The organism is Enterobacter soli, assembly GCF_964208575.1.
Taxonomy (GTDB): Bacteria; Pseudomonadota; Gammaproteobacteria; order Enterobacterales; family Enterobacteriaceae; genus Enterobacter; species Enterobacter soli_A.
The window spans coordinates 22220-47494 of the sequence record NZ_CAXOFU010000010.1 but is presented as its reverse complement, the minus strand read 5'-3'; the positions used below and the strand labels follow the sequence as shown (position 1 = coordinate 47494).

The following is a 25275-nucleotide window of genomic DNA, read 5'->3' as shown; positions in this document are numbered from 1 at the left end:
TTTTTCAGCATGAGTTGAAATTGTAATGTCCATCACATAACGCTGTGCCACAGCGAAATAGTCCATATCTTCACCAGTTCCCGCCTGACACTTTTTTTCGCCATCTCGTAATTTCAGTTAACGAAATTCGCTGTTCAGGCAGGAAAATATGACATCTATAAATGACTCTACCCTCATGCCCAATGCGCTGCGCGACACGCGCCGCATGAATCAGTTTGTCTCTATTGCCGCCGCCGTGGCCGGTTTGCTGTTTGGTCTGGATATCGGCGTCATCGCCGGCGCGCTGCCGTTTATTACCGATCACTTCACCTTAAGCAGCCGCCTGCAGGAGTGGGTGGTGAGCAGCATGATGCTCGGCGCGGCCATCGGCGCGCTGTTCAACGGCTGGCTCTCGTTCCGCCTGGGGCGTAAATACAGCCTGATGGTCGGGGCGATTCTGTTTGTCGCGGGCTCCATTGGCTCGGCATTCGCCGTTAACGTGGAGGTGCTGCTGCTTTCCCGCGTGCTGCTCGGCGTGGCGGTGGGGATTGCCTCCTACACCGCGCCGCTTTATCTCTCAGAGATGGCGAGCGAGAACGTGCGCGGCAAGATGATCAGTATGTACCAGCTGATGGTGACGCTCGGCATCGTGCTGGCGTTCCTGTCGGATACGTATTTCAGCTACAGCGGCAACTGGCGGGCGATGCTCGGGGTGCTGGCGCTGCCTGCGCTGGTGCTGATTGTGCTGGTGATTTTCCTGCCGAACAGCCCGCGCTGGCTGGCGCAGAAGGGAAGGCACGTTGAGGCGGAAGAGGTGCTGCGGATGCTGCGCGACACCTCGGAAAAGGCCCGCGACGAGCTGAACGAAATCCGCGAGAGCCTGAAGCTGAAGCAGGGCGGCTGGTCGCTGTTCAAAGCCAACCGCAACGTGCGCCGCGCGGTGTTCCTCGGCATGCTGTTGCAGGCGATGCAGCAGTTCACAGGTATGAACATCATCATGTATTACGCCCCGCGCATCTTCAAAATGGCCGGGTTTACCACCACCGAACAGCAGATGATCGCCACGCTGGTGGTGGGGCTGACCTTTATGTTCGCTACCTTTATTGCGGTGTTCACCGTCGATAAAGCCGGGCGCAAACCGGCGCTGAAAATCGGCTTTAGCGTGATGGCGCTCGGCACGCTGATCCTCGGCTATTGCCTGATGCAGTTTGACAACGGCACGGCGTCAAGCGGGCTGTCCTGGCTGTCCGTCGGCATGACGATGATGTGTATCGCCGGTTACGCCATGAGCGCCGCGCCGGTGGTGTGGATCCTGTGCTCGGAGATCCAGCCGCTGAAATGCCGCGACTTTGGCATCACCTGTTCCACCACCACCAACTGGGTGTCGAACATGATCATCGGCGCGACCTTCCTGACCCTGCTCGACGCCATCGGCGCCGCCGGAACTTTCTGGCTCTACACGGTGCTGAACGTGGCGTTTATCGGGGTGACGTTCTGGCTTATTCCTGAAACCAAGGGTGTTACGCTGGAGCACATTGAACGTAAGCTGATGGCAGGGGAGAAGCTGCGGGATATTGGCGTGTGATGCGTGAGTAACGCTTTGCTGTGCACAGAATAATAAGGTGAAGAGAACATACGGCACTGGCGGTCATTCCGTTCACTTCACGTTTCTTGCTTCTCTGTCATCACAATACCTGTGAACGTGTCAGGGCGGCTCAGTCGCCGCCGCCCTGACCACCCGGGCTCCCGGCAAGAAAATCGCCGCTTCGCGGTGCCCTCAGCGTTTGCTCCAGGCTTATCGGGGACGGGCGGATGAAACGTCCCTGTAAACCCGCCCTCGCCGCGCATCCATGCGCGTCGCCCCGGCCTTCCGTAAACGCTTCGGCGATTTTCAGCCGGAACAGAGCGTCGCTTTGAGCTTTTCTTCTATGTTGGCAATGGAATCGCTGTACTTGCTAAACACTCGATCGGTTCCCTCTCCCCGTGGGAGAGGGCTAGGGTGAGGGCATCAGACCGCACAACATCAGGCCGGGTAAGGCGACGCTGCCACCCGGCCTTTTTACAACTGAGGTTAACGCATCGCGCGTTTCAAAATACGCTCAGCCTGGCGCTGGAAATCCGCCGCCGTCTCTTCCACGGTTTTCTGACCATAGTCGAGATACTGCAGCGACGTCCCGAACTGCGCCACGATCTGCGGATCGTCAAAGTATGGTGATACGGAGAGTTTCGCCGGCAGAGACTGCGCCAGACGCAGGCCCGCCACCGACGGGTCGCTCTCTTTAATGGTGCCGTCTTCGGTCAGGTACTGCACCGCGACTTTACTCAGCGGCACGCCGCGCTCCAGACCCAGCGTATCCACCCCCTCTTTGCTGTTCAGCAGGAAGTTAATCAGCTTCGCGGCGGCTTCCGGGTTTTTGGTTGATTTCCCAATCGACAGCATCTGCGCTGGTTTAAAGAACAGGCCCGCATCCGTTGCGCCCGGCAGCATCGGGTAGCTGCCCAGCTCCAGTTTTGCCGGCGGCTTCAGGTTATCGGAATATTTGTTGATGGTGGAGTTCCACATATAGGTGCCGCCCCATTCGCCCTGGATCCACGGCTTCATCTCGTACATGTTGCTCTTACCAAACGACGCATAGTATTTGGTGTCCGGCATCACGTGGCTGTCGATCAGCTTTTTATAGGTCTGGAAAAACTCCACCCACTGCTCTTTGCTGTAGGAGAATTTTTTGGTCTTCTCGTCAACGGCAGGGATGTTGTACTTCTGGATCATGTACGAGTTCAGCAGCGCCAGGGTGTCCTGATGCTCCAGCACCACCGGGTAATACTGCTTGCCGAGCTTGCTCTCGAACGCTTTCCCGGCGGCCATCAGCTCGTCCCAGGTCTTCGGATACTCAACGCCCGCTTTTTTCCAGGTCTCGTCGTTGAAGTAGAAGACGCGCGCGGTCACGGAGATCGGGATCCCGTTCAGCTTGCCGTTCACCGTGGTGGACTGCAGCTCTTTCGGATCGAACTGAGACAGGTCTATCACGTCCTTCATTTTGTTCAGGTCGTAGAAACCTTCCCCGGTTTTGGAGAAGATCGGCAGCCAGTTCCAGTTCGTCTGCATCACGTCCGGCTCGGTGCCGCCCGCGATCTGCGTGGTCAGACGGGACAGGTGACCGTCCCACCCGGTATATTCCGCCTTCACGTTAATATCCGGGTTCTGCTTGTGGAACTCTTCCAGCGCTTTCAGGGTCACCTGATGGCGGCCGTTCCCGCCCCACCAGGACATGCGTAAATCAACGTTTTGTGCCATCGATGGCAAAGCTGTAAGGCCCAGAGTTGCGGAGATAGCGGCGCTTAAAAGCACTTTTTTCATTTTTATAGCTCCATTAAAGAGAGATGTTCTGCTCGGTTTTTGCGTCAAAAATATGACACTTATTCATATCAAACTTGAAATACACCTTGCGATGAAGGCCTTTATCAATCATTGGCTTAGCTTCATCGGAAGGAATTCGGGCGGTCAGTTCGTAGTCCGCAACCTTCAGGTAGACGAAGTATTCGTGGCCCATGTTTTCCACGCGCACCATCTCGCCGCTGCAGCCGCCGTCGGTGAACGGTTCGTCGGAAAGCGACACGAATTCCGGACGCACGCCGTAGAAGACTTCCTGACCCGCGTAGGCGGAGACTTTCTCCCGCTTCTCCGCGTTTAACGGCATGGTTTCATCGCCGATGGCAATGTGCAGATTTCCCTCTTTTTCTACCAGCCTGCTTTTACGGATGTTCATCTCCGGCGCGCCGATAAAGCCCGCCACGAACATGTTTTTTGGCTTGTGGTAGAGGTTGTCTGGCGTGTCCACCTGCATGATATGGCCGAGCTTCATCACGCAGATACGGTCGCCCATGGTCATCGCTTCGGTCTGATCGTGGGTAACGTAAACGGTGGTCGCCGGCTTGCCGGATTTTTTGAGCTGCTTGTGCAGGTCCGAAATGCGGATACGCATCGACGCGCGCAGCTTGGCATCCAGGTTGGATAAAGGTTCGTCGAACAAGAACACGTCCGGCTTTTTCACAATCGCGCGGCCTACCGCCACACGCTGCGCCTGGCCGCCGGAAAGCTGGCGCGGCAGGCGGTCGAGCAGCTCTTCCAGCTCCAGAATTTTGGCCGCTTCGTTCACCTGCGCCTCAATCTGCTCCTTCGGCATCTTGCTCAGCTTCAGGCCAAAGGCCAGGTTTTCACGCACGGTCATGTGCGGGTAAAGCGCATAGTTCTGGAACACCATCGCGATCCCGCGCTCTTTCGGCGCGAGGTTGTTCACAATCTTCTCGCCGATGCGGACTTCACCGCCGCTGATGGTTTCCAGACCCGCCAGCATGCGCAGGGTGGTGGACTTGGCGCAGCCGGATGGCCCGACAATCACCATGAATTCCCCTTCAGCGATTTTCAGGTCGATAGCATGTACCGCTTTGAAGCCGTTGGAGTAAACCTTTTCCAGTTTGTTGAAGATAACTTCAGCCATGATATTTCCCTCTTAACCTTTAATTCCGCTGCTGGTTACGCCCTGTACGAAGTAGCGCTGTGCCAGGAAGAAGACAATGATGGATGGCAGAATGGAGATGCTCGCCATTGCCAGAATTTCGTTCCACGGCGCACCTTCGGTGACGTCGATGGACATTTTCAGAGCCAGTGCAATCGGATATTTATCCACGCTGTAGACGTAAATCAGCGGCCCGATAAAGTCGTTCATTGACCACATGAACTGGAACAGGGCGACGGAGATAATGGCCGGCTTCAGGATCGGCACGACCACGTACCACAGCACCTGAATGGAGTTACAGCCGTCAATCTGCGCGGCCTCTTCCATGTCGCGCGGTACGCCGCGCAGGAACTGGATCAGCATGAAGACGAAGAACCCCTGCGTGGCGAAGGCCAGCGGCAGGTACAGCGGCATATAGCTGTTCAACATGCCCATTTCGCGGAACATCAGGTACTGCGGGATCAGCAGTACGGTGCTTGGCAGCAGCATGGTGGTGATAAGCGTGGCGAACCAGAACTTCTTCCACGGGATCTCGAAGCGGGCGAAGCCGTACGCCACGATGGTGGAGGAGATAATGGTCAGGATCACCTTCGGGATCACATACTTAAAGGTGTTCAGCATGTAATGACCGAAGTTGTACTCGGTGCCGGTTTTCCAGCCGTTCACGAAGCCGTCCCAGGTGGCGTGCGCCGGCCACAGGCTGAGCGTGGTGAAGATCTCGTGGTTCGGTTTGAACGACGCCGAGAACATCCACACCAGCGGATAGAGCATCAGCAGGCCAACGATCAGCAGAATCACGTAGCGAACGCTGGCGTTGATCTTCTCTTTGCGCAGCGTGCGGGCCACCTCGCGCTCGGCAATGCTTCGCGCCGTGGAGAGTTGTTGGATATCAGCCATTTTTGCCTCCTTTATCGGCGGAGTAGAACACCCAGTATTTCGAAGACTTAAAGGCGATGGCGGCAAAGACGGCGACCACCAGGAACAGGATCCAGGCCAGCGCTGCGCCGTAACCCATGTCAAAGTACTTGAACGCGGTGTCGTAGATGTAGAGCGAGAACAGATAGGTTGAATAGGTCGGGCCGCCGCCGGTGATGACGTATGGGCCGGTAAATTCCTGGAACGCCTGAGTGGTCTGCATGATGAAGTTAAAGAAGATCACCGGCGTAATCAGCGGCACGGTCACTTTCATGAACATCTGCCATTTGGACGCGCCGTCGATCATCGCGGCTTCATACTGCGACTGGGGCACGTTTTGCAGGGCGGCGAGGAAGATCACCATCGCAGAGCCAAACTGCCAGACGCGCAGCAGCGTCACGGACATCAGCGCGAGCGAAGGTTCGCCAAGCCAGTTCACCGGGTCGAAACCGAACACGCCAATAAAGCTGTTCAGCAGGCCGTCAATGGCAAATAGCGCGCGCCACAGAACGGCAATTGCCACGGAGCTGCCGAGAATGGACGGAATATAGTAGGCGGTACGGAAGAAGCCGATGCCGCGTAATTTGAAGTTAAGGACAAACGCAATCCCTAATGCGAAAGCGAGCTTCAGCGGGATGGTCAAAAATACGTAGGCGAAGGTCACGCCCATGGATTTCCAGAAGAGGGTATCTTCCGTAAACATGTAGCGATAGTTATCGATGCCGTTAAACACCGGCGGGCTCATCAGATCGTAATCAGTAAAGCTGAGAAAGAACGATGAGACAAAGGGAAACGCGGTAAAGAGTATCAGCCCGATGATGTAGGGTGATATCCACGCTAGCCCCAGCATTTTGTTTTCATTCATACATACCTACCTGGCAATCAATGGTTTTTAATACGGAATCCGATTGTGCTGCTGTAACCCCGCGCCCGGAGGCAGGCGAGGGGATGTGTGTTCGGTATGAAACGCGTTACGGTTACTCCATTACCTCTTGTTTTAAATGACTTTTCCTTGGGCCTGGCGGCGGCGTCCTGTCAGGGTTTTAAAAACTCGCGAACCGCTGTTCTTGAATACTAAAACATCGTTTTATTTTATTTTATTGCTATTTGTTTCCGCGTCATTCGCTTAATGATGGAAATGTGATCGCGGTCGAAACGCTGTTTCAATAAGGTGAGGAAGGTGGCAGTTTTGGCATTCTTAAGTGAAACTGGGCCGGGCGGAACGTCAGCGTAAGCGGGGTAAAAGCAGAAGAGTAATAACAATGGAAGAGGTTCAAAGCTAACTACTAAATTTGATAGATACCCCAAAGAAAATGCCTTTCGACATTCAGATAATTCTTACTTTCTTGTATCATCGGGTAACAGGGACCTCTCAGGCAGATTTATTGCGCCATCAAAAAGAAGAATTGCTATGTCAGTCATGGATTTTAAGAAAAATACGGATGTGGATTTCTCCCGTCACGCCTCTCCGACACATGAATACAAAGAAATCGACCTTTTCGGATTACTGAGCGTCTTGTTATCGGCCAAAAAACGCATCGTGCTCACCACGCTCGCGTTCGGGTTAGCCGGGCTGGCCGTGGCGTTTATCATGCCGCAAAAGTGGACCAGTAAAGCCGTCATCACGCCGGCGGAACAGACCCAGTGGAACCCGCTGCGCCAGATGATGGTTGCGCTGCAGGTGCTGGACGTGGACGTGAAAATTTCGCGCCCGGAAGTCTTCAACCTGTTCATCAAAAAATTCCAGTCCCAGTCGCTGCTCGAAGAGTACATGACTTCTTCTCCGTTCGTGATGGCCCAGCTTGAAGGGGCGGATATTGACCCGCTGGAGCTGCACCGCGCGGTGGTGAATATCGCCGAACAGATGAAGGCGGTGGATAACACGGCGGCGAAAGATGCCGAAAAAGCGCTGTACTCCTCCTGGACGCTGAGCTTTACCGCGCCAACGGCTGCCGATGCGCAAACGGTGCTGGAAGGCTACATCCAGTTCATTTCGGCGCTGGTTGAGCAAGAAACCATGCAGAACATCCGCAACCAAATCACCCTGAAAACGCGCCTGGAGAAAGAGCAGCTGGATCTGGATCGGGTTCGCCTGACCAACATTCACAATACCAACCTGCAGCGTCTGAACTACTCCCTGGAAGTGGCGAACGCCGCCGGGATCAAGAAGCCGGTCTACAGCAACGGCCAGGCGGTGAAGGACGATCCGGATTACTCGGTGGCGCTGGGTGCGGACGGCATTGCCCAGAAGCTGCAAATCGAAAAATCGATTAAAGACGTGGCAGAGCTGAACGCTGATTTCCAGAACCGCGAATACCACCTGGCGCAGCTGCAGAAGCTGTCCATCGAAGACGTGAAGCTTGAGCCGTTTAAGTATCAGCTTTCGCCGTCGATGCCGGTGAAAAAAGATGGCCCGGGCAAGGCGCTGATCCTGCTGCTGGCGCTGATGGTCGGTGGCCTGTTCGCCTGCGGTAGCGTGTTGCTGAACCATGCCATGAAAATGCGTCAGCCGCTGCCGGAGCCTCTTCCGGTTCCCGTTCCGGTGACGGAAAATTAATAAAAAAGGGCGGTCAACACCGCCCTTTTTTTATTTCAGAAAATCTTCCCGCACCGGGGTAAAGGTATCGAGCAGGGTGCCCGGCTTCAGGCACACGCAGCCGTGCATCACGTGCGGCTCTTTATAGAGCGTATCGCCCGCGGTGACCACGTGCTTTTCTTCCCCGATGGTGAACTCGAACTCCCCCGACAGCACATAGGTTAGCTGCTCGTGCGGGTGGTTATGCAGAGGGCCGACGGCGCCTTGCTCAAAATTCACCTCAACCGCCATCATCTTACCGTCATGTGCCAGAATACGGCGCGTCACGCCGTTGCCCAGATCCTCAAGCGTGGTCTGTTTGTGAAAAATAAACATAGTCAGATCCAGTTTTAATTAAAACAATGTTTCATTTAATTTATATTACTGCCGATTAAAAAGAAACGTGTCGCCAAAGAACTGGAAAGCGGATCACAAGTTTGCTTCACTGGAGCAAACGCAAAGGAGAGAGTATGAAAACGATCGGTCTGCTGGGCGGAATGAGCTGGGAATCCACCATTCCTTATTACCGCCTGATTAACGAAGGGGTTAAACAACGTCTCGGCGGGTTGCACTCCGCCAGCCTGCTGATGCACAGCGTGGACTTCCACGACATCGAAGCCTGCCAGGCGAGCGGCGAGTGGGATAAAGCCGGGGAGATCCTGGCGCAGGCCGCGCTCGGCCTGGAGCGTGCTGGCGCCGAGGGCATTCTGCTCTGCACCAACACCATGCATAAAGTGGCGTCGCACATCGAAGCGCGCTGCGCGCTGCCTTTCCTGCACATCGCTGACGCTACCGGGCGGGCGATAGCCGCGGCGGGCATGTCACGCGTGGCGCTGCTGGGCACCCGCTATACCATGGAGCAGGATTTTTACCGCGGTCGCCTGAGCAGCGAGTTTGGGATTGAAAGCCCGATCCCGGACGAAGCTGACCGGGCGCGCATCAACCAGATCATCTTTGAAGAGCTGTGCCTCGGCACGTTCAGCGAGCCGTCCCGGGCGTTTTACGTCAGCGTGATTGAGAAGCTCGCCGCGCAGGGCGCGGAGGGGGTTATCTTCGGCTGCACCGAAATCGGCCTGCTGGTGCCGGTCGAGCGCAGCCCGATCCCGGTGTTTGATACCGCGGCGATCCACGCCGCCGACGCGGTGGAATTTATGCTGTCATAAGCTCAGGCAAGCGCAACGCGACCTGACGCGCGTGCGTCAGCAGATGTTCGCTAAAGGCCTCCACCAGCGCGGACGCCGGGCGATGCTGCGGACGCACCAGGCTCACGGTAAAAGGAACCGACACGCTGAAGGGGCGAATGACAATGCCGCTTTCGGCGTAATCCAGCGCCGTGAGCGGGTTGACCACCGAAATTCCCACTCCCGCGCGCACCATCGCGCAAATCGACGCGGCGCTGTGGGTTTCCACCACCATTCGGCGCTTAACCTGATGGTCGGCAAACAGCGAGTCCAGCAGCTGGCGGTAGCTGTCGGTCTGGGACAGGCTGATGTAATTTTGCCCGTGGAAGTCCGCAGGCGTCAGCACGGGCTTGCCGGCAAGCGGGTGCCCGGCGGGCAGGACGCACACCTCATCCAGAGAAAGCAGCTCGGTGCGCGTTGTTCCGGCGGGCGTCGCCAGCGTTTCCGTCAGGCCTAAATCGTGGCGCTGGGCCGAAAGCCACTCTTCCAGCAGCGGCGACTCCTGCGGCACGATGGTGAGATTGACCTCAGGATAACGCGCCAGAAAAGGCTGGAGCAGCATCGGTAAAAACGACTGGGAAAAAACCGGCAGGCAGACGATGGACAGCTCGCCCTGGCGAAACTCCCGCAGGCTTTCCGCCGCGCTCACAATCCTGTCCAGCCCGTACCAGGAGCGCTGCACCTCTTCGAACAGCCGCAGGCCCTGCACCGTCGGATGCAGCCTGCCGCGCGCGCGCTCAAACAGCTTCAGCCCCAGCACTTTCTCAAACCGCGCCAGCTCGCGGCTCACCGTCGGCTGGGAGGTATGCAGCATCTGCGCGGCTTCGGTGAGGTTTCCGGCGGTCATCACCGCGTGGAAAATCTCGATATGGCGTAAGTTAACGGCGGGCATAGCGCACCTGACAATAAAAGGGGAATCCATATCATTTTTGCATAGACTCACGATAAAACGATATTTTTTATTCCCTTCGCGCTGTGGCGTAATCATAAAAAAGAACGATGACCCGGAGAAGACCATGCCACGCCCGCTCAGCCAGACCGATACCGATTTGAACGCCGATAACTTACTGCGCCTGCCCGCCGAATTCGGCTGCCCGGTGTGGGTCTACGACGCGCAGATCGTTCGCGAGAAGATTGCCGCGCTGCATCAGTTTGACGTGGTGCGCTTCGCCCAGAAGGCCTGCTCAAATATTCACATCCTGCGCCTGATGCGCGAGCAGGGGGTTAAGGTTGACTCCGTGTCGCTTGGGGAGATCGAGCGTGCGCTGGTGGCGGGGTTTGATCCGAAGGCCGACAGCGATGCGATTGTCTTCACCGCCGATCTGATTGATGACGCCACCCTGGCGCGCGTGCATGAGCTGCAAATTCCGGTTAACGCCGGCTCTGTGGACATGCTGGAACAGCTCGGCCAGGTCTCTCCCGGCCATCGCGTGTGGCTGCGCGTGAACCCCGGCTTTGGTCACGGGCACAGCCAAAAAACCAATACCGGCGGCGAAAACAGCAAGCACGGCATCTGGTATACCGACCTCCCCGCCGCGCTTGAGGTGCTCCAGCGCTACGGCCTGAAGCTGGTGGGTATTCACATGCATATCGGCTCCGGCGTGGACTACGGTCATCTGGAGCAGGTGTGTGGCGCGATGGTGCGCCAGGTGATCGACTTCGGTCAGGACATGGAGGCCATCTCCGCCGGCGGCGGGCTGTCTATTCCTTATCGTGAAGGGGAAGAGGCGATCGACACCGATCACTACTACGGCCTGTGGAGCGCCGCGCGCGACAAAATCGCCGCGCATCTGGGGCATCCGGTGAAGCTGGAAATTGAACCCGGGCGCTTCCTGGTGGCGGAGTCCGGCGTGCTGGTGTCGCAGGTGCGCAGCGTGAAGGAGATGGGCTGCCGTCATTTTGTGCTGATCGACGCGGGCTTTAGCGACCTGATGCGTCCGGCCATGTACGGCAGCTATCACCACATCACGGCGCTCGCCGCCGACGGGCGCGATCTAACCCAGGTGCCGCGGGTTGAAACCGTGGTGGCCGGCCCGCTGTGCGAATCCGGGGATGTCTTCACCCAGCAGGAGGGCGGTAAAGTGGAAACCCGCGCGCTGCCGGAGGTGAAGCCGGGTGATTATCTGGTGCTGCACGATACCGGGGCCTACGGGGCGTCGATGTCGTCTAACTACAACAGCCGTCCGCTGCTGCCGGAAGTGATGTTTGATAACGGCGTGGCGCGGCTGATTCGCCGCCGCCAGACCATTCAGGAGCTGCTCGCGCTCGAGCTATTTTGAGTGAAAATACGGCCCCGTGGTCACCGAGTCGCGCAGCACCAGCGTGCCGGTGAACGGCGGGATCGTTTCGACCGGCTGGTTTTTTGCCAGCCTGATCGCCTGATCGATCGCGGTCACGATCATATTATCGATAGGCAGATAGACCGACGACAGCGCAGGCTCCAGCCATTTGGCGCTTGGCGCATCGTCAAAGCCAAACAGCGAAATATCCTGCGGAATACGCAGCCCGGCCTGATGTAGCGCCTTCGATGCCCCCAGCGCCATATCGTCGTTACAGGCAAACAGCGCGGTAAACGACACCTGCTCGTCAACCAGCTCTTTGCACAGCTCATAGCCCCGCGTCATTCCCGCATCGCCGTACTTCACCCGCCTGTCGTCCCAGACGATCCCGTGTTTTTCCAGCGCTTTGCGATAGCCCATCAGGCGCGCTTTCCCGGTCGGCGTGTGGATAGGCACGGTGATGCAGGCGATCTCCCGGTGGCCCTGGCCTATCAGATAATCCACGGCTTTAAAGGCGGCGTCCTGCTGTTCGAAGAAGACGCAGCGATCCGCCGCCTGGCTCACCTCGCGGTTGATGATCACCAGCGGCGTTTGCACGGAGTGGATGAGCTTCATGATCGTCTTTTCGCTCATGTAGCGGGTGTAGAGCACGATGGCATCGCACTTTCTGTCCGCCAGCATCTGCACCGCCATCTCTTCCTGTTCGGGGGCGTCGTGGCCGTCGGTGACGATCAGCTGTTTGCCGTGGGTTTCCGTTTGCCGGGAAGCCTGCTGCAGCAGGCGTCCGAAGTAGAAACCGTCAAATGTCGACACCACCAGACCAATGCTGTTGCTGGTCTGGTTCGCCAGCGAGCGCGCAAGAAAGTTAGGCCGATAGCCCAGCTCTTCCATCGCCTTAAACACCTGCTGGCGCGTGCTTTCTTTTACCTGACCTGTGCCGTTCAGCACGCGTGATACGGTGGCTTTTGAAACCCCTGCGCGTAGTGAGACATCCAGCATTGTTGCCATTAGAAATTCCTGCATTCACGTAATCGCCCGAAGTTTATCACAGTCGCTCAGGCACATATGCGCAGCGGGGAGGGCAAAACCCCATCAGGATCACGCTTTCAGGCAACGGTGGGGCGCGTCAGCATAAAACGCAGCAAGTGGCATACCAAAGTGGTGATAAATCATGATTTGGAATACCTCTTGCCACTCTGGGAGCTTAATCACAGAACGATCGGTGTCTGAAAGCTATTTTTGGTATGCCAATAACAGGCGGCTGTAGATCTACTCCAATAAAAGCCCTTCACTGAGGTATAACCCTATGGCATTGCAGGAAAAACTGATCGACGCTCTGGGCAGTTTCGCCACAAAATTCAATAGCTATCGCTATATCATGGCGATCAAGTCCGCATTTATTACCCTCATGCCGGTCATCATCGTGGGCGCCTTCTCGGTGCTGATCTCCAACATGGTGCTGGATCCGAAAAACGGCCTCGCGAGCTTCCAGTCGCTCTCGTTCCTCGCCGCGCTTAAGCCGATCACCAGCGCGCTGAACTACGCCACCCTTAACTTCCTGAACATCGGCGCGGTGTTTTTGATTGGCGTGGAGCTGGGGCGCATTAACGGCATCAAATCCCTTTTCCCCGGCCTGCTGGCGGTGATCTGCTTTATCTGCGTTACGCCAACCACCGTCGAAATGCTGGTAGACGGCGAAATGCACGTGGTGAAAGACGTGCTGCTGCGCCAGTTCTCCGATACCCGCAGCCTGTTCCTCGGCATGTTTATCGCCATTCTCTCCGTTGAGGTTTACTGCTGGCTGGAGAACCGCAAGGGGCTGAAAATCAGGATGCCGGACACGGTGCCGCCCAACGTCGCCGCGTCGTTTTCGGCGCTGATCCCGGCGATCATCACCACCACCGCCATCGCGACCTTTGGCTTTATCTTCCACCAGCTCACGGGCATGTACCTGTACGACGCGGTGTACCAGGTGGTGCAACAGCCGCTGGAGCGCGTGGTGCAGAGCCTGCCGGGCATTCTGCTGCTGATGTTTGTCGCCCAGCTTTTTTGGGTGATCGGGATCCACGGCAACCAGATGATCAAGCCCATCCGCGAACCGCTGCTGCTGGGGGCGATCACCGTCAACATGAGCGCGTTCGAGCAGGGCAAAGAGGTGCCGAACATCATCACCATGCCGTTCTGGGACGTGTACATGAGCATCGGCGGGTCGGGGCTGACCATCGGTCTGCTGATTGCGGTGATGATCGCCACCAAACGCAAAGAGATGAAGGAGATCGCCAAGCTCTCCATTGGCCCGGGCCTGTTTAACATCAACGAGCCGGTGATTTTCGGGATGCCAATTATGCTCAACCCGATCCTCGCCATTCCGTTCATCATCACCCCGCTGGTCACCGGATCTATCGGCTACTTCGCCACCGCCGCCGGGTTCGCCGGAAAAGCCGTGGTGATGGTGCCCTGGACCACCCCGCCGCTGATTAACGCCTGGCTTTCCACGGCGGGCTCGATGGGCGCGGTGGTAACCCAGCTTGTCTGCATCGTGACCGCCGTCATTATCTATCTGCCGTTTGTGAAGATTGCTTCGCGCCGCGCAGAGCAGGCTGCGCTGCAGCAAGCTACCAATAACGCGTGAGGACGCCATGAGCACAAAGCAGATAACCATTCCGCAGGATTTCATTCTGGGGGCGGCGGCCTCCGCCTGGCAGACCGAGGGCTGGAGCGGGAAAAAGCCGGGGCAGGATTCGTGGCTCGATCTCTGGTACAAAAACGACAGGCACGTCTGGCACAAGGGCTACGGCCCGGCGGTGGCGACGGATTTTATCAACCGCTTTCGCGAAGACGTGGCGCTGATGAAGCAGGCGGGGCTGACCCACTACCGCACCTCGATCAACTGGTCGCGCTTCCTGACCGACTACGAAAACGCGACGGTGGACGAGGAGTACGCGGCGTATTACGACGCGCTGTTCGACGAAATGCACCGTCAGGGCATTGAGCCGATGATCTGCCTGGAGCACTACGAGCTGCCGGGCGTGCTGCTGGAAACCTACGGCGGCTGGGCGTCGAAGCACGTGGTCGAGCTATTCGTGCGCTATGCGGAGAAGGTCTTTGCCCGCTACCACACCAAAGTGACGCGCTGGTTTAGCTTTAACGAGCCGATTGTGGTGCAAACCCGCGTCTACCTCGACGCGCTGCGCTGGCCCTATGAGCAGAACACCGGCACCTGGATGCAGTGGAACCACCACAAGGTGCTCGCCACGGCGAAGCTGGTGAAGCTGTTCCGCGAGAAGGGCTATCGCGGCTCGGTGGGCTGCATTCTGAACCCGGAAGTGACCTACCCGCGATCCCGCGCGCCACACGACGTGAAGGCGGCAGAAATTTACGATCTGTTCTACAACCGGGTGTTCCTCGATCCGCTGGTTCACGGCCGCTATCCGCAAGAGCTGTTCACCCTGCTGGAGCAGCATCAGGTTGAGTGGAACTACTCGCCAGGGGAGCTACAGCTTATCGCCGACAACACCGTCGACGAGCTGGGGATCAACCTCTATTACCCGCACCGGGTTAAAGCGCCGTCCCGCGCCTGGCACCCGGAAACGCCTTTCCATCCGGCGTACTATTACGAGCCTTTCGAGCTGCCGGGGCGGCGCATGAACCCCTCCCGCGGCTGGGAAATCTATCCGCGCATTATCTACGACATGGCGATGCGGATTAAAAACGACTATCGCAACATCGACTGGTTCGTGGCGGAAAGCGGGATGGGCGTGGAAAACGAAGCGCAGTTCCGCAATCGCGACGGCGTAATTGAAGACAATTACCGCATCGCGTTTATCAGCGAGCACCTCTACTACGCGCTGCTGGCGCGGGAGGAAGGGGCAAACTGTCACGGCTACATGCTGTGGGCATTCACCGATAACGTTTCGCCGATGAACGCCTTTAAGAACCGCTACGGGCTCATTGAAATCGATCTGGAAAATAACCGCGCCCGCCGGGCGAAAAAGTCCGCCTCCTGGTTCCGGCAGCTACGCGATGCGCGCCTGCTCACGCTCTCGATTGACGATGAATGGAAGTAGGCGAAAACCGCGCGGCTTCTGGTAAAATAGCGCACAAACTGGCCGGGAGGACGCCCGGCCTGCGCATTAACTGATTAACAGGTGGTTACGTGGATAAGGCTGTCATCCTGCCGGAAAAGAAACAGTACCAGGAAATTGGCGAGGATTTGCGTGCGCAAATTATCCAGGGTCATTATCCCGTTGGCTCGCGCCTGCCGCCGGAGCGCAATATCGCGGAAACCTACGGCGTGAGCCGCACCATCGTGCGTGAAGCGCTGCTGATGCTGGAGCTTCAGGGCACGGTGGATATTCGCCAGGGGTCGGGCGTCTACGTGATGCGCATTCCCGAAGAGCATGAAAACGAAGAAGAGCGTTTTCTCAACAGCGACGTCGGCCCGTTCGAAATTTTGCAGGCGCGCCAGCTGCTGGAAAGCAACATCGCCGCCTTCGCCGCAAAAATGGCGACCCGCGCGGATATCGACAACCTGCGCCGCATTATCGAGCAGGAGCAGCGGGCGATTGCCGCGGACGATAACAGCCAGGATAACAACAAGATGTTCCACCTGGTGCTGGCGGGCGCCACGCAGAACCAGATGCTGCTGGCGACCGTCGAGAGCGTCTGGCACCACATGGACAGCAGCCCGCTGTGGCAGCAGTTCAACGTGCATATCGCCAGCCGGGCGTACCGCCTGAAGTGGCTGGGCGACCGTCAAACCATTCTCGCCGCCCTGCGCCGCCGCGACGTGATGGGTGCCTGGCAGGCCATGTTCCAGCATCTGGAAAACGTGAAAAAGAGCCTGCTGGAGCTTTCCGACGAAGACGCGCCGGATTTTGACGGCTATCTTTTTGAATCCGTCCCCGTTTTCCAGGGGAAGCTGGTGTGAAGATTGTACCGCTCTACGCCGCGCCGCAGTTTGCGGGGCAGGTTATCGACTGGATCTGGACCGCCTTTGGCGACGGCGTGCCGCGCGCGTTTTTCCAGAGCGTGGTTGACCACAGCCAGACGCCCGGCGCGCTGCCGCTGACCTTTATCGCCGTTGAGGGCGAAACGCTGCTCGGCACGGTGGGGTTATGGCGCTGCGATTTGATTACCCGCCAGGATCTCTGCCCGTGGCTGGCGGCGCTCTACGTTGATGATGCCGCGCGCGGAAAGGGTCTTGCGGGGCAGCTACAGGCCTATGTTCAGGACTACGCGGCGAAGGCCGGTTATCGCGAGCTTCATCTCTGGTCCGCCTGCCGCGATTTTTACGAACGCTACGGCTGGCAGTACGTTGGCGATGCGCTGGAATACCCGGATAAAACCGTGCATCTGTACCGCTATTCGCTGGCGGCGTCTGCGGGCGGCACAACGGAGTGACGGCGCACCAGCGTCGGGCTGAACACGTGCGTGATCTCTGGCGGCTGGCGCTTGTCTGCCAGGGCTAACGCCAGCTCTGCCGCCTGAGTCGCCATGGTGATGATAGGGTAGCGCACGGTGGTCAGGCGCGGGCGCACGTAGCGAGACACCAGCACATCGTCAAAGCCAATCAGCGAAATTTCTGCCGGAACATCAATCCCGTTATCGTTCAACACCCCCATCGCCCCTGCGGCCATCGAGTCGTTATAGCTGGCAACGGCGGTAAAGTTGCGCCCGCGTCCTAACAGCTCGGTCATGGCCTGCTCGCCGCCGCTTTCGTCCGGCTCGCCGTAGGCCACCAGACGATCGTTGCACGGCAGGTTGTTTTCACGCAGCGCGTCGTAGTAGCCCTGGAGGCGATCTTCGGCGTCTGAAATCGGATGGTTTGAGCAAAGGTAGCCGATGCGGGTATGGCCCTGCTGGATCAGGTGGCGGGTGGCAAGCCAGGCGCCGTAGCGGTCATCAAGCGCGACGCAGCGTTTTTCGTAGCCGGGAATAATGCGGTTAATCAGCACCATGCCGGGGATTTGCTTCATCAGGTGAATAAGCTCGGCATCGGGGAGCATTTTGGCATGAACCACCAGCGCGGCGCAGCGGTGGCGGATCAGCTGCTCGATGGCCTGGCGTTCTTTTTGTTCATTATGGTAGCCATTGCCGATCAGCAGGAAATTGCCGGTCTGGTAAGACACCTGCTCGACCGCTTTGACCATCGCGCCGAAAAAGGGATCGGAGACATCGCCCACGACCAGGCCAACGGTTTCCGTCGACTGCTGCGCAAGGGCGCGGGCGTTGGCGTTAGGGTGGTAATTCAGCGTTTCCATGGCGCTTTGCACTGCCTGGCGCGATGCGTCACTGGCTTTGGGGGAGTCGTTAATCACGCGCGAGACGGTCGCGACGGAAACACCAGCCAGACGAGCCACATCCTTTATTGTCGCCATTTAATACCTTCTTATTAGGGGTAAGCGTTTACACACCAACTAGTGTTGCGGAAAAGTAACGCGCATTCAAGGGGCGGGGGTGTTGGCCCTCCACAAACGTGATGCAGAACATGCCCCGCGCGTGTAATCGTTACACGGGCGGGCGTGACGGAATAATGTCAATCTGAACCTTTAGTTACACTTTGCCTCAGGCTGTTGCGATTGTCTGATAGCGAAGTCCGGCGCGAGATTGTTAGAGTCGAGATCCCAGAGGTATTGATAGGTGGAATCAACTCCGGTTGATTAACACGATTTACACCAACCTGCGTTTATACGCAGGTTTTTTTTTGCCTCACAGTTCAACCTGTAACAGCAAAAGAGAATATTCACACCTGGTTGCATTTCGGCTCATTCCCTTGCGTTTTCCCGCTGGCGAAGCCACTGCCGAAAAGCCACAATCAAGATCCCAGAGGTATTGATTGGTGAGAATTCTTAGTACGCATCCCGTACTCTTCTCTTGCACCAACCTGCGCGGATGCGCAGGTTTTTTTTCGTCCGGTTTTTGCTATCGCTCCTGCTGCACTTCTCGTGTAATCTGCCACCATTTATTGACTATCCCACACTGGCTGGCAAAGGGAGTTGAGATGCTTTTTGGGTTCTTTCGCACACTTTTCCGTATTCTCTTTCGCATCCGCGTGACGGGCGATACCCGTGCGCTAAGCGGCGAACGCGTCCTTATTACACCAAACCACGTTTCGTTTATTGACGGCATCCTGCTGGCGCTTTTCCTGCCCGTGCGTCCGGTATTTGCGGTGTATACCTCGATCAGCCAGCAGTGGTTTATGCGCTGGCTTACGCCATTCATTGATTTCGTGCCGCTCGACCCCACCAAGCCGATGATGATCAAACATCTGGTGCGCCTGATTGAGCAGGGCCGCCCGGTGGTGATCTTCCCGGAAGGGCGTATTTCGGTGACCGGCTCGCTGATGAAAATCTACGACGGCGCGGGATTCGTGGCGGCGAAATCAAAGGCCACCGTGGTGCCGATGCGTATCGAAGGCGCAGAGCTGAACTACACCAGCCGCCTGAAAGGGCTGGTGAAGCAGCGCATGTTCCCGAAAATTACCCTGCATATTCTGCCGCCGACCTCATTGCCGATGCCCGACGCGCCGCGCGCCCGCGACCGCCGTAAAATCGCCGGGGAGATGCTGCACCAGATTATGATGGAAGCGCGCATGGCCGTCCGTCCGCGCGAAACGCTCTACGAATCGCTGCTGTCGGCGCAGAACCGCTACGGCGCGAAGAAAAACTGCATCGAAGACGTCAATTTCACCCCGGACACCTACCGCAAGCTGCTGACCAAGACGCTGTTCGTTGCCCGCATTCTGGAGAAATACAGCAAGCAGGGCGAAAAGATAGGCCTGATGCTGCCCAACGCGGGGATCAGCGCGGCGGTGATTTTCGGTGCCGTCTGCCGGGGCCGTATTCCGGCGATGATGAACTACACCGCGGGCGTCAAAGGGCTGACCAGCGCCATCACCGCGGCGCAGATCAACACTATCTTCACCTCGCGCCAGTTCCTCGATAAGGGCAAGCTGTGGCACCTGCCGGAGCAGCTGACGCAGGTTCGCTGGGTATTTCTGGAAGATCTGAAAGCGGACGTGACCACCGCCGACAAGGTGTGGATCTTCGCGCACCTGCTGGCTCCGCGCCTGGCACAGGTAAAACAGCAGCCGGAAGACGCGGCGATTATCCTCTTTACCTCCGGTTCAGAAGGCAATCCGAAGGGCGTGGTTCACAGCCACAAGAGCATTCTGGCCAACGTCGAGCAGATCAAAACCATCGCGGATTTTACCGCCAACGACCGCTTTATGTCGGCGCTGCCGCTGTTCCACTCCTTCGGCCTGACCGTGGGGCTGTTTACGCCGCTGCTCACCGGCGCGGAAGTGTTCCTTTATCCAAGCCCGCTGCATTACCGCGTGGTGCCGGAGCTGGTGTACGACCGTAACTGCACCGTGCTGTTCGGGACATCCACCTTCCTCGGCAACTATGCGCGTTTTGCCAATCCGTACGACTTCTACCGCCTGCGCTACGTGGTGGCGGGGGCGGAAAAGCTGCAGGACAGCACCCGTCAGATCTGGCAGGACAAGTTTGGCCTGCGCATCCTTGAAGGTTACGGCGTGACCGAGTGCGCGCCGGTGGTGTCCATCAACGTGCCGATGGCGGCAAAACCGGGCACCGTTGGCCGTATTCTGCCGGGAATGGACGCGCGCCTGATGGCCGTGCCGGGCATTGAAGAGGGCGGGCGCTTGCAGCTGAAAGGGCCAAACGTGATGAACGGGTATCTGCGCGTGGAAAATCCGGGCGTGCTGGAAGCGCCGGTGGCGGAAAACGTCGACGGGGAAATGGAGCCGGGCTGGTACGACACGGGCGATATCGTTCGCTTCGACGAGCAGGGCTTTGTGCAAATCCAGGGGCGCGCCAAACGCTTCGCCAAGATTGCCGGCGAGATGGTGTCGCTGGAGATGGTGGAACAGCTGGCGACGGCGGTGTCGGCGGAAAAACTTCACGCGACCGTGGTGAAAAGCGATGCCAGCAAAGGTGAAGCCCTGGTGCTGTTCACCACCGACGGCGAGCTTAAGCGCGAACAGCTGCTGCAGTATGCGCGCGCGAACGGCATTCCAGAGCTGGCGGTGCCCCGCGATATCCGCTATCTGAAACAGCTGCCGGTACTGGGCAGCGGCAAGCCCGATTTCGTTACCCTGAAAAGCATGGTCGAAGAGGCGGAACAGCAAAATGCATAAGTCAGCGCACACTAACACCTCAATCTGGTCGAAAGGCATGATGGCGGTGATTGCCGCCCAGTTTCTCTCTGCGTTTGGCGATAACGCGCTGCTGTTTGCCACGCTGGCGCTGCTGAAAGCGGAGTTCTATCCCGACTGGAGCCAGCCGATCCTCCAGATGGTGTTTGTGGGTGCTTACATCATTTTTGCGCCGTTTGTCGGGCAGGTGGCGGACAGCTTCCCGAAAGGCCGGGTGATGATGTTCGCCAACAGCCTGAAGCTGCTGGGCGCGGCGAGCATCTGCTTTGGCTTCAACCCGTTTATCGGCTATACGCTGGTGGGCATCGGCGCCGCAGCCTACTCTCCGGCGAAGTACGGCATCCTGGGCGAGCTGACCACCGGGGACAAGCTGGTGAAAGCCAACGGCCTGATGGAATCATCCACCATTGCGGCTATCCTGCTCGGCTCCGTGGCGGGCGGCGTGCTGGCTGACTGGCACGTTCTGGCGGCGCTCGGCGTGTGTGCCGTGGTCTACGGCGCGGCGGTGGTGGCGAACCTGTTTATCCCGAGGCTGGCGGTAGCCCGACCGGGGCAATCCTGGCGCTTCACGCCCATGACCGCGAGCTTCTTCAACGCCTGCCGCGTGCTGTGGCGTAACGGCGAAACGCGCTTTTCCCTGATGGGCACCAGCATGTTCTGGGGCGCGGGGGTGACGCTGCGCTTCCTGCTGGTTCTGTGGGTGCCCACGGCGCTTGGCATTACCGACAACGCCACGCCAACCTACCTTAACGCGATGGTGGCGATCGGGATCGTTGCGGGTGCCGGTGCGGCGGCGAAGCTGGTCACGCTGGACACCGTCGCGCGCTGTATGCCTGCGGGGATTTTGATTGGCCTGGGGGTGCTTATTTTCGCCTTGCAGCACGCTCTGCTTCCGGCGTACGTCCTGCTTATTCTGATCGGTATTCTCGGCGGGTTCTTTGTGGTGCCGCTTAACGCGCTGCTGCAGGATCGCGGTAAGCAGACCGTCGGCTCCGGGAATGCCATTGCGGTGCAAAACCTGGGTGAAAACACCGCCATGCTGCTGATGCTGGGTCTTTACTCGCTGGCCGTGAAGGTGGGTGTGCCCGTGGTGGGCATTGGCGTTGGGTTCGGGGGAATATTTGCGCTGGCGATTGCCGGGCTGTGGATCTGGCAGCGTCGTCGATAATATCTGCGGCCCGAAACATTAAAAACGGCAACCTGGGTTGCCGTTTTGCATCTGTCAGGGTGCCGGGTAGGTATAAACCTGATGCACCGCCTCAATCTCCGCCAGCACCTCTTCGCTGAGGTTGAGGTGGAAGCTCTTAATGTTGGTTTTCAACTGCTCCATCGTGGTCGCGCCCAGCAGGGTGCTTGCCACGAACGGCTGGCGGCGCACGAAGGCCAGCGCCATCTGGGCAGGATCGAGACCGTGGCGTTTCGCGATATCCACATAGGCCGCAACGGCTTTTTGCGTCTGCTCGCCGCTGTAGCGGGTAAAGCGGCTGAACAGGGTGTTACGCGCCCCGGCAGGCTTCGCGCCGTTCAGGTATTTTCCGGTCAGGGTGCCAAAGCCCAGGCATGAATAGGCGAGCAGCTCGACCTCTTCATACTGCGACACTTCCGCCAGGCCCACTTCGTAGCTGCGGTTCAGCAGGCTGTACGGGTTCTGGATGGTGACGATGCGCGGCAGATCGTGCTTGTCTGCCAGATGCAGATAGCGCATCACGCCAAAGGCCGTTTCGTTCGACACGCCGATGTAGCGGATTTTACCCGCACGCTGACACTCGGCCAGCGCTTCCAGGGTTTCGAGCAGGGTGACGACCGGTGCGCTGTCGGTCCAGCTGTAGCCGAGCTTGCCGAAGCAGTTGGTCGGGCGCTGCGGCCAGTGAACCTGATAAAGATCGAGGTAGTCGGTTTGCAGACGCTTGAGGCTCTCATCGAGCGCGGCGCGGATGTTTTTGCGATCCAGCACCTGATTCGGGCGGATCCCGGCATCGTTGTTGCGTGAAGGGCCGCTTACCTTGGAGGCGACAATCAGCTTTTCACGATTGCCGCGTTTCGCCAGCCAGTTGCCGACGTAGGTTTCGGTCAAACCCTGAGTCTCCGGACGCGGAGGAACAGGGTACATCTCTGCCACGTCAATCAGGTTAATGCCCTGGCTGACGGCATAGTCGAGTTGTGCATGGGCATCGGCTTCGCTGTTTTGTTCACCAAATGTCATCGTGCCCAACCCCAGTTGGCTTATCTCCAGAGAGCTGTGGGGGATACGGTGATAATGCATAGCCGGCTTCCTTTACAATGGGCGTCAGGAACTCCCCGACGAAGGAATATAAACATGGCAGAGGGGAAGCAAAAGGGGAAGAAAAAAATCAAAAAGGCCAGCAAGCCACTGACCTTTATCTGTTTATCGCTCGATAATCTGAGAAACTTCGTCGCGATTGATCTGCATTTTATTGCCTTCCTGGTCGCGATAGCTGACCAATCCGGTATCGTCGTCAACTTCGGGTTTGCCATCGGTCAGGATCATGCGTCCATCTTTTGTCGACATCACATAATCACTGCTACAGCCCGACACGGCAAACGCTAAACCGACTGCAGAGATCAACACCGCCCATTTTTTCATCGTTATCATCCTCACCTGGCTCGTATCAAATCATAGTGTAGTAATAACCTGTTATAACGAAAGGAGAAAGCGGTAAAATCTTAAAAACCAGGTGATTATGTTTGATACCGCGCAAATTTCGTTAAAAAACTATGTTTTTAGTAAGAAATGTCGGGCAAGCAGGGCTCCGGTGAAATTCTTCTTCAGGTAAAAGCCGCGCGGAAGCGTCAGAATGGGCTCACCTTTTGCGCCAATCGCCTCCGTTAATGCCTTACTGTTGGCCGCTTTTGGGCGAAGCTGCATAACTTCGCCGTGGCGGGCGGTGATCCGTTCGACCTGCCCGAGCACAATCATGTCCATCAGCTCCTCCCAGTCCAGGCGAAGCTGCCTCTCTTCCTCTTCATCCGGGCTCCAGAGCAGCGGCGCCCCCACGCGGCGCGCGGCCAGCGGGATTTGCCTGTCACCTTCAACGGGAACCCACAGAACGCGCTTGAGCTTGTGGCGAACGTGGCTGGTTTCCCAGGTGACGCCCGTGTTGCCCGTCAGCGGCGCCACGCACACAAAGGTGGTTTCCAGCGGTTTTCCAAGGCTATCAACGGGGATCGTTTTCAGCTCCACGCCCAGCGCCGCGAAATCCTGCTCCGGCTTACTGCCCGCGCTGGCGCCTAGCCACAGCTCCAGCAGCATACCGATCCAGCCTTTATCGCGTTTCAGATCGTTGGGAATGGGCAAGCCCGCCATCGCCGCCAGCTCGCCCAGCGAATAGCCCGCCAGGCGCTGGGCCTGGTGCAGGAGTTGTTCTTCGCTGGAGGGAGGAGAGAGCAGCGGCGTGAGCGATTGCATGAGGATAACCTTTTGATTAAAAAATGAACTAAGTTTTTTCACCTTGTGGATAGAGTTTAACTTTTTCTGTACTAATATGCCATGTGCATGATTTTAATGTGATTTTGACATTTATACCGAAATCAATTTGCCGCAGAAAACAGGTTGTTCAAATCTGGTCACTGACAATAAACAGGATCTTACACCATGTTATCCACAGAAAAGTGGGATAACTGGGAATAACCCTGACTACTGTTTCAATTTACAGCCTTGACGTGCGACGAAAATCGAATTTTCACACAAATTGTGTCTAACTTATTGGCACAATCTGTGGATAAAACCGACGCTGTTCGATCTTTCATCAGCTCGACGATCTCGGGTGTGACGATCGTCACGTTATCGCGGTTTTATGCCCTGTGAATAACGCTATTGTTATGAATAGTATAGATTTATTTTTACACCCCGTTCAGGGGATATCATCGTCCGCTGAGGTTGTTCATGGGTAATTCCGTACTTCTTCACAACTATATCCACAGAAAACGTGAATAAAATTGCCGTTACGGCCCCTCATCTGTTTATAACTCGGCTGATATTTGTGAGTTATTCAAATGTTATTAGGTTGCAGCCCTGTAAGAGAGTGGTTTACCGCCTCCCTGGAGTGTGAAACAATCATTCATATATAAGGTTTAGTTTGGGGTAGTCCGGTGATTGATGACGATGGCTACCGCCCAAACGTAGGAATTGTAATTTGTAATCGTCAGGGTCAGGTCATGTGGGCCAGGCGATATGGTCAGCACTCCTGGCAGTTCCCGCAAGGCGGGATCAATCCAGGGGAGTCCCCAGAACAAGCGATGTACCGGGAGCTGTTTGAAGAGGTCGGTTTAAGCCGGAAAGATGTTCGCATCCTGGCTTCAACCCGCAACTGGTTGCGTTACAAGTTACCGAAACGTTTGGTGCGTTGGGACACAAAGCCGGTTTGTATCGGCCAGAAACAGAAGTGGTTTCTGTTGCAGTTGGTGGGCAACGATTCAGATATCAACATGCAAACCAGCAGTACGCCCGAGTTTGATGGCTGGCGTTGGGTGAGCTATTGGTATCCTGTTCGTCAGGTCGTGTCATTTAAACGCGATGTTTACCGTAGGGTGATGAAAGAGTTCGCAAGTGTTGTGATGTCGCTTCAGGAAACGCCTCCTAAGCCGCAAAGCGCACCTGCCTGGCGACGTAAAAGAGGTTAAGCAACGC

At 57.2% G+C, this 25275-nt stretch carries 22 protein-coding genes and 1 pseudogene; 11 read left to right on the top strand and 12 right to left on the bottom strand.

Annotation, left to right across the window (positions count from 1 at the left end; translation table 11 throughout):
* Positions 1 to 130 precede the first annotated feature (130 nt).
* Positions 131 to 1564, top strand: coding sequence for an arabinose-proton symporter AraE (gene araE, locus AB6V08_RS12105; protein ID WP_368543064.1), 1434 nt, complete (start codon positions 131 to 133; stop codon positions 1562 to 1564).
* A gap of 486 nt (positions 1565 to 2050) precedes the next feature.
* Here the strand turns inward: araE and AB6V08_RS12100 are convergent, their stop codons facing one another.
* From AB6V08_RS12100 to AB6V08_RS12085, 4 genes are read right to left on the bottom strand one after another with little or no spacing between them, the layout of a single operon-like run.
* A complete protein-coding gene (locus AB6V08_RS12100) occupies positions 2051 to 3337 on the bottom strand; it encodes an ABC transporter substrate-binding protein (RefSeq protein WP_368542874.1) in 1287 nt (428 codons plus the stop codon).
* Positions 3338 to 3350: 13 nt separating this feature from the next.
* Entirely contained in the window at positions 3351 to 4478 is a 1128-nt protein-coding gene (locus AB6V08_RS12095) for an ABC transporter ATP-binding protein (protein ID WP_368542873.1), read from the bottom strand.
* A 12-nt stretch (positions 4479 to 4490) separates the two neighbouring features.
* Complete coding sequence (locus tag AB6V08_RS12090) at positions 4491 to 5393, bottom strand: carbohydrate ABC transporter permease (protein ID WP_368542872.1); 903 nt, start codon at positions 5391 to 5393, stop codon at positions 4491 to 4493.
* The gene (locus AB6V08_RS12085; protein WP_368542871.1) at positions 5386 to 6276 is read right to left on the bottom strand and encodes a carbohydrate ABC transporter permease; all 891 of its coding nucleotides are present in this window, start codon (positions 6274 to 6276) and stop codon (positions 5386 to 5388) included. The genes AB6V08_RS12090 and AB6V08_RS12085 overlap by 8 nt, the downstream gene beginning before the upstream one ends.
* Before the next feature lie 546 nt (positions 6277 to 6822).
* Between AB6V08_RS12085 and wzz(fepE) the strand changes: the two genes are divergently transcribed.
* A complete protein-coding gene (gene wzz(fepE) / locus AB6V08_RS12080) occupies positions 6823 to 7968 on the top strand; it encodes an LPS O-antigen length regulator Wzz(fepE) (protein WP_368542870.1) in 1146 nt (381 codons plus the stop codon).
* A gap of 30 nt (positions 7969 to 7998) precedes the next feature.
* On the opposite strand, the gene AB6V08_RS12075 is transcribed toward wzz(fepE), so the two are convergent.
* Entirely contained in the window at positions 7999 to 8322 is a 324-nt protein-coding gene (locus tag AB6V08_RS12075; RefSeq protein WP_368542869.1) for a cupin domain-containing protein, read from the bottom strand.
* Positions 8323 to 8456: 134 nt separating this feature from the next.
* Here AB6V08_RS12075 and AB6V08_RS12070 point away from each other — a divergent pair, with 134 nt between their 5' ends.
* Positions 8457 to 9149: an aspartate/glutamate racemase gene (locus tag AB6V08_RS12070; RefSeq protein WP_368542868.1), complete on the top strand. Its 693-nt coding sequence runs from the start codon at positions 8457 to 8459 to the stop codon at positions 9147 to 9149.
* Here the strand turns inward: AB6V08_RS12070 and AB6V08_RS12065 are convergent.
* A complete protein-coding gene (locus AB6V08_RS12065; RefSeq protein WP_368542867.1) occupies positions 9136 to 10059 on the bottom strand; it encodes a LysR family transcriptional regulator in 924 nt (307 codons plus the stop codon). The genes AB6V08_RS12070 and AB6V08_RS12065 overlap by 14 nt on opposite strands.
* Positions 10060 to 10183: 124 nt before the next feature.
* Here AB6V08_RS12065 and lysA point away from each other — a divergent pair, with 124 nt between their 5' ends.
* The gene (lysA, locus tag AB6V08_RS12060) at positions 10184 to 11446 is read left to right on the top strand and encodes a diaminopimelate decarboxylase (protein WP_368542866.1); all 1263 of its coding nucleotides are present in this window, start codon (positions 10184 to 10186) and stop codon (positions 11444 to 11446) included.
* Here lysA and AB6V08_RS12055 read toward each other — a convergent pair.
* The gene (locus AB6V08_RS12055) at positions 11438 to 12454 is read right to left on the bottom strand and encodes a LacI family DNA-binding transcriptional regulator (RefSeq protein ID WP_368542865.1); all 1017 of its coding nucleotides are present in this window, start codon (positions 12452 to 12454) and stop codon (positions 11438 to 11440) included. The two genes, lysA and AB6V08_RS12055, sit on opposite strands and share 9 nt — an antisense overlap.
* 298 nt (positions 12455 to 12752) lie before the next feature.
* Between AB6V08_RS12055 and AB6V08_RS12050 the strand changes: the two genes are divergently transcribed.
* From AB6V08_RS12050 to AB6V08_RS12035, 4 genes are all read left to right on the top strand, one after another.
* Entirely contained in the window at positions 12753 to 14078 is a 1326-nt protein-coding gene (locus tag AB6V08_RS12050) for a PTS sugar transporter subunit IIC (protein ID WP_368542864.1), read from the top strand.
* 7 nt (positions 14079 to 14085) lie between these two features.
* On the top strand, positions 14086 to 15513 hold the full coding sequence (locus AB6V08_RS12045) for a glycoside hydrolase family 1 protein (RefSeq protein WP_368542863.1): 1428 nt from the start codon (positions 14086 to 14088) through the stop codon (positions 15511 to 15513).
* A gap of 89 nt (positions 15514 to 15602) precedes the next feature.
* Positions 15603 to 16376 carry a GntR family transcriptional regulator gene (locus AB6V08_RS12040; protein WP_234670939.1) on the top strand — a complete coding sequence of 258 codons (774 nt, stop codon included), beginning with the start codon at positions 15603 to 15605 and terminating at the stop codon, positions 16374 to 16376.
* Positions 16373 to 16849, top strand: coding sequence for a GNAT family N-acetyltransferase (locus AB6V08_RS12035; protein ID WP_368542862.1), 477 nt, complete (start codon positions 16373 to 16375; stop codon positions 16847 to 16849). The genes AB6V08_RS12040 and AB6V08_RS12035 overlap by 4 nt, the downstream gene beginning before the upstream one ends.
* On the opposite strand, the gene galR is transcribed toward AB6V08_RS12035, so the two are convergent.
* Positions 16810 to 17826, bottom strand: a complete 1017-nt coding sequence (gene galR, locus AB6V08_RS12030) for an HTH-type transcriptional regulator GalR (protein WP_368542861.1) — start codon at positions 17824 to 17826, stop codon at positions 16810 to 16812. The genes AB6V08_RS12035 and galR overlap by 40 nt on opposite strands.
* Positions 17827 to 18449: 623 nt before the next feature.
* Here galR and aas point away from each other — a divergent pair.
* Both aas and lplT read left to right on the top strand, forming a co-directional pair.
* Positions 18450 to 20609, top strand: a complete 2160-nt coding sequence (gene aas / locus AB6V08_RS12025; protein ID WP_368542860.1) for a bifunctional acyl-ACP--phospholipid O-acyltransferase/long-chain-fatty-acid--ACP ligase — start codon at positions 18450 to 18452, stop codon at positions 20607 to 20609.
* On the top strand, positions 20602 to 21795 hold the full coding sequence (lplT, locus tag AB6V08_RS12020) for a lysophospholipid transporter LplT (RefSeq protein ID WP_368542859.1): 1194 nt from the start codon (positions 20602 to 20604) through the stop codon (positions 21793 to 21795). The genes aas and lplT overlap by 8 nt, the downstream gene beginning before the upstream one ends.
* A gap of 54 nt (positions 21796 to 21849) precedes the next feature.
* Here lplT and AB6V08_RS12015 read toward each other — a convergent pair whose 3' ends face one another.
* The 4 genes and pseudogenes from AB6V08_RS12015 to AB6V08_RS12000 form a co-directional block, all read right to left on the bottom strand.
* Positions 21850 to 22890, bottom strand: coding sequence for an NADP(H)-dependent aldo-keto reductase (locus AB6V08_RS12015; RefSeq protein WP_368542858.1), 1041 nt, complete (start codon positions 22888 to 22890; stop codon positions 21850 to 21852).
* Between the two features lie 123 nt (positions 22891 to 23013).
* Positions 23014 to 23232: a YgdI/YgdR family lipoprotein gene (locus AB6V08_RS12010; protein WP_014071602.1), complete on the bottom strand. Its 219-nt coding sequence runs from the start codon at positions 23230 to 23232 to the stop codon at positions 23014 to 23016.
* Between the two features lie 129 nt (positions 23233 to 23361).
* Positions 23362 to 24054 (bottom strand): DNA mismatch repair endonuclease MutH, encoded by a 693-nt coding sequence (mutH, locus tag AB6V08_RS12005; RefSeq protein WP_368542857.1) that lies wholly within the window; start codon positions 24052 to 24054, stop codon positions 23362 to 23364.
* A gap of 154 nt (positions 24055 to 24208) precedes the next feature.
* Positions 24209 to 24295, bottom strand: a pseudogene (locus tag AB6V08_RS12000) (hypothetical protein); the annotation flags it as partial.
* A gap of 442 nt (positions 24296 to 24737) precedes the next feature.
* Between AB6V08_RS12000 and rppH the strand changes: the two are divergent.
* The gene (gene rppH / locus AB6V08_RS11995) at positions 24738 to 25268 is read left to right on the top strand and encodes an RNA pyrophosphohydrolase (RefSeq protein WP_014071600.1); all 531 of its coding nucleotides are present in this window, start codon (positions 24738 to 24740) and stop codon (positions 25266 to 25268) included.
* The last annotated feature ends 7 nt before the right edge of the window (positions 25269 to 25275 follow it).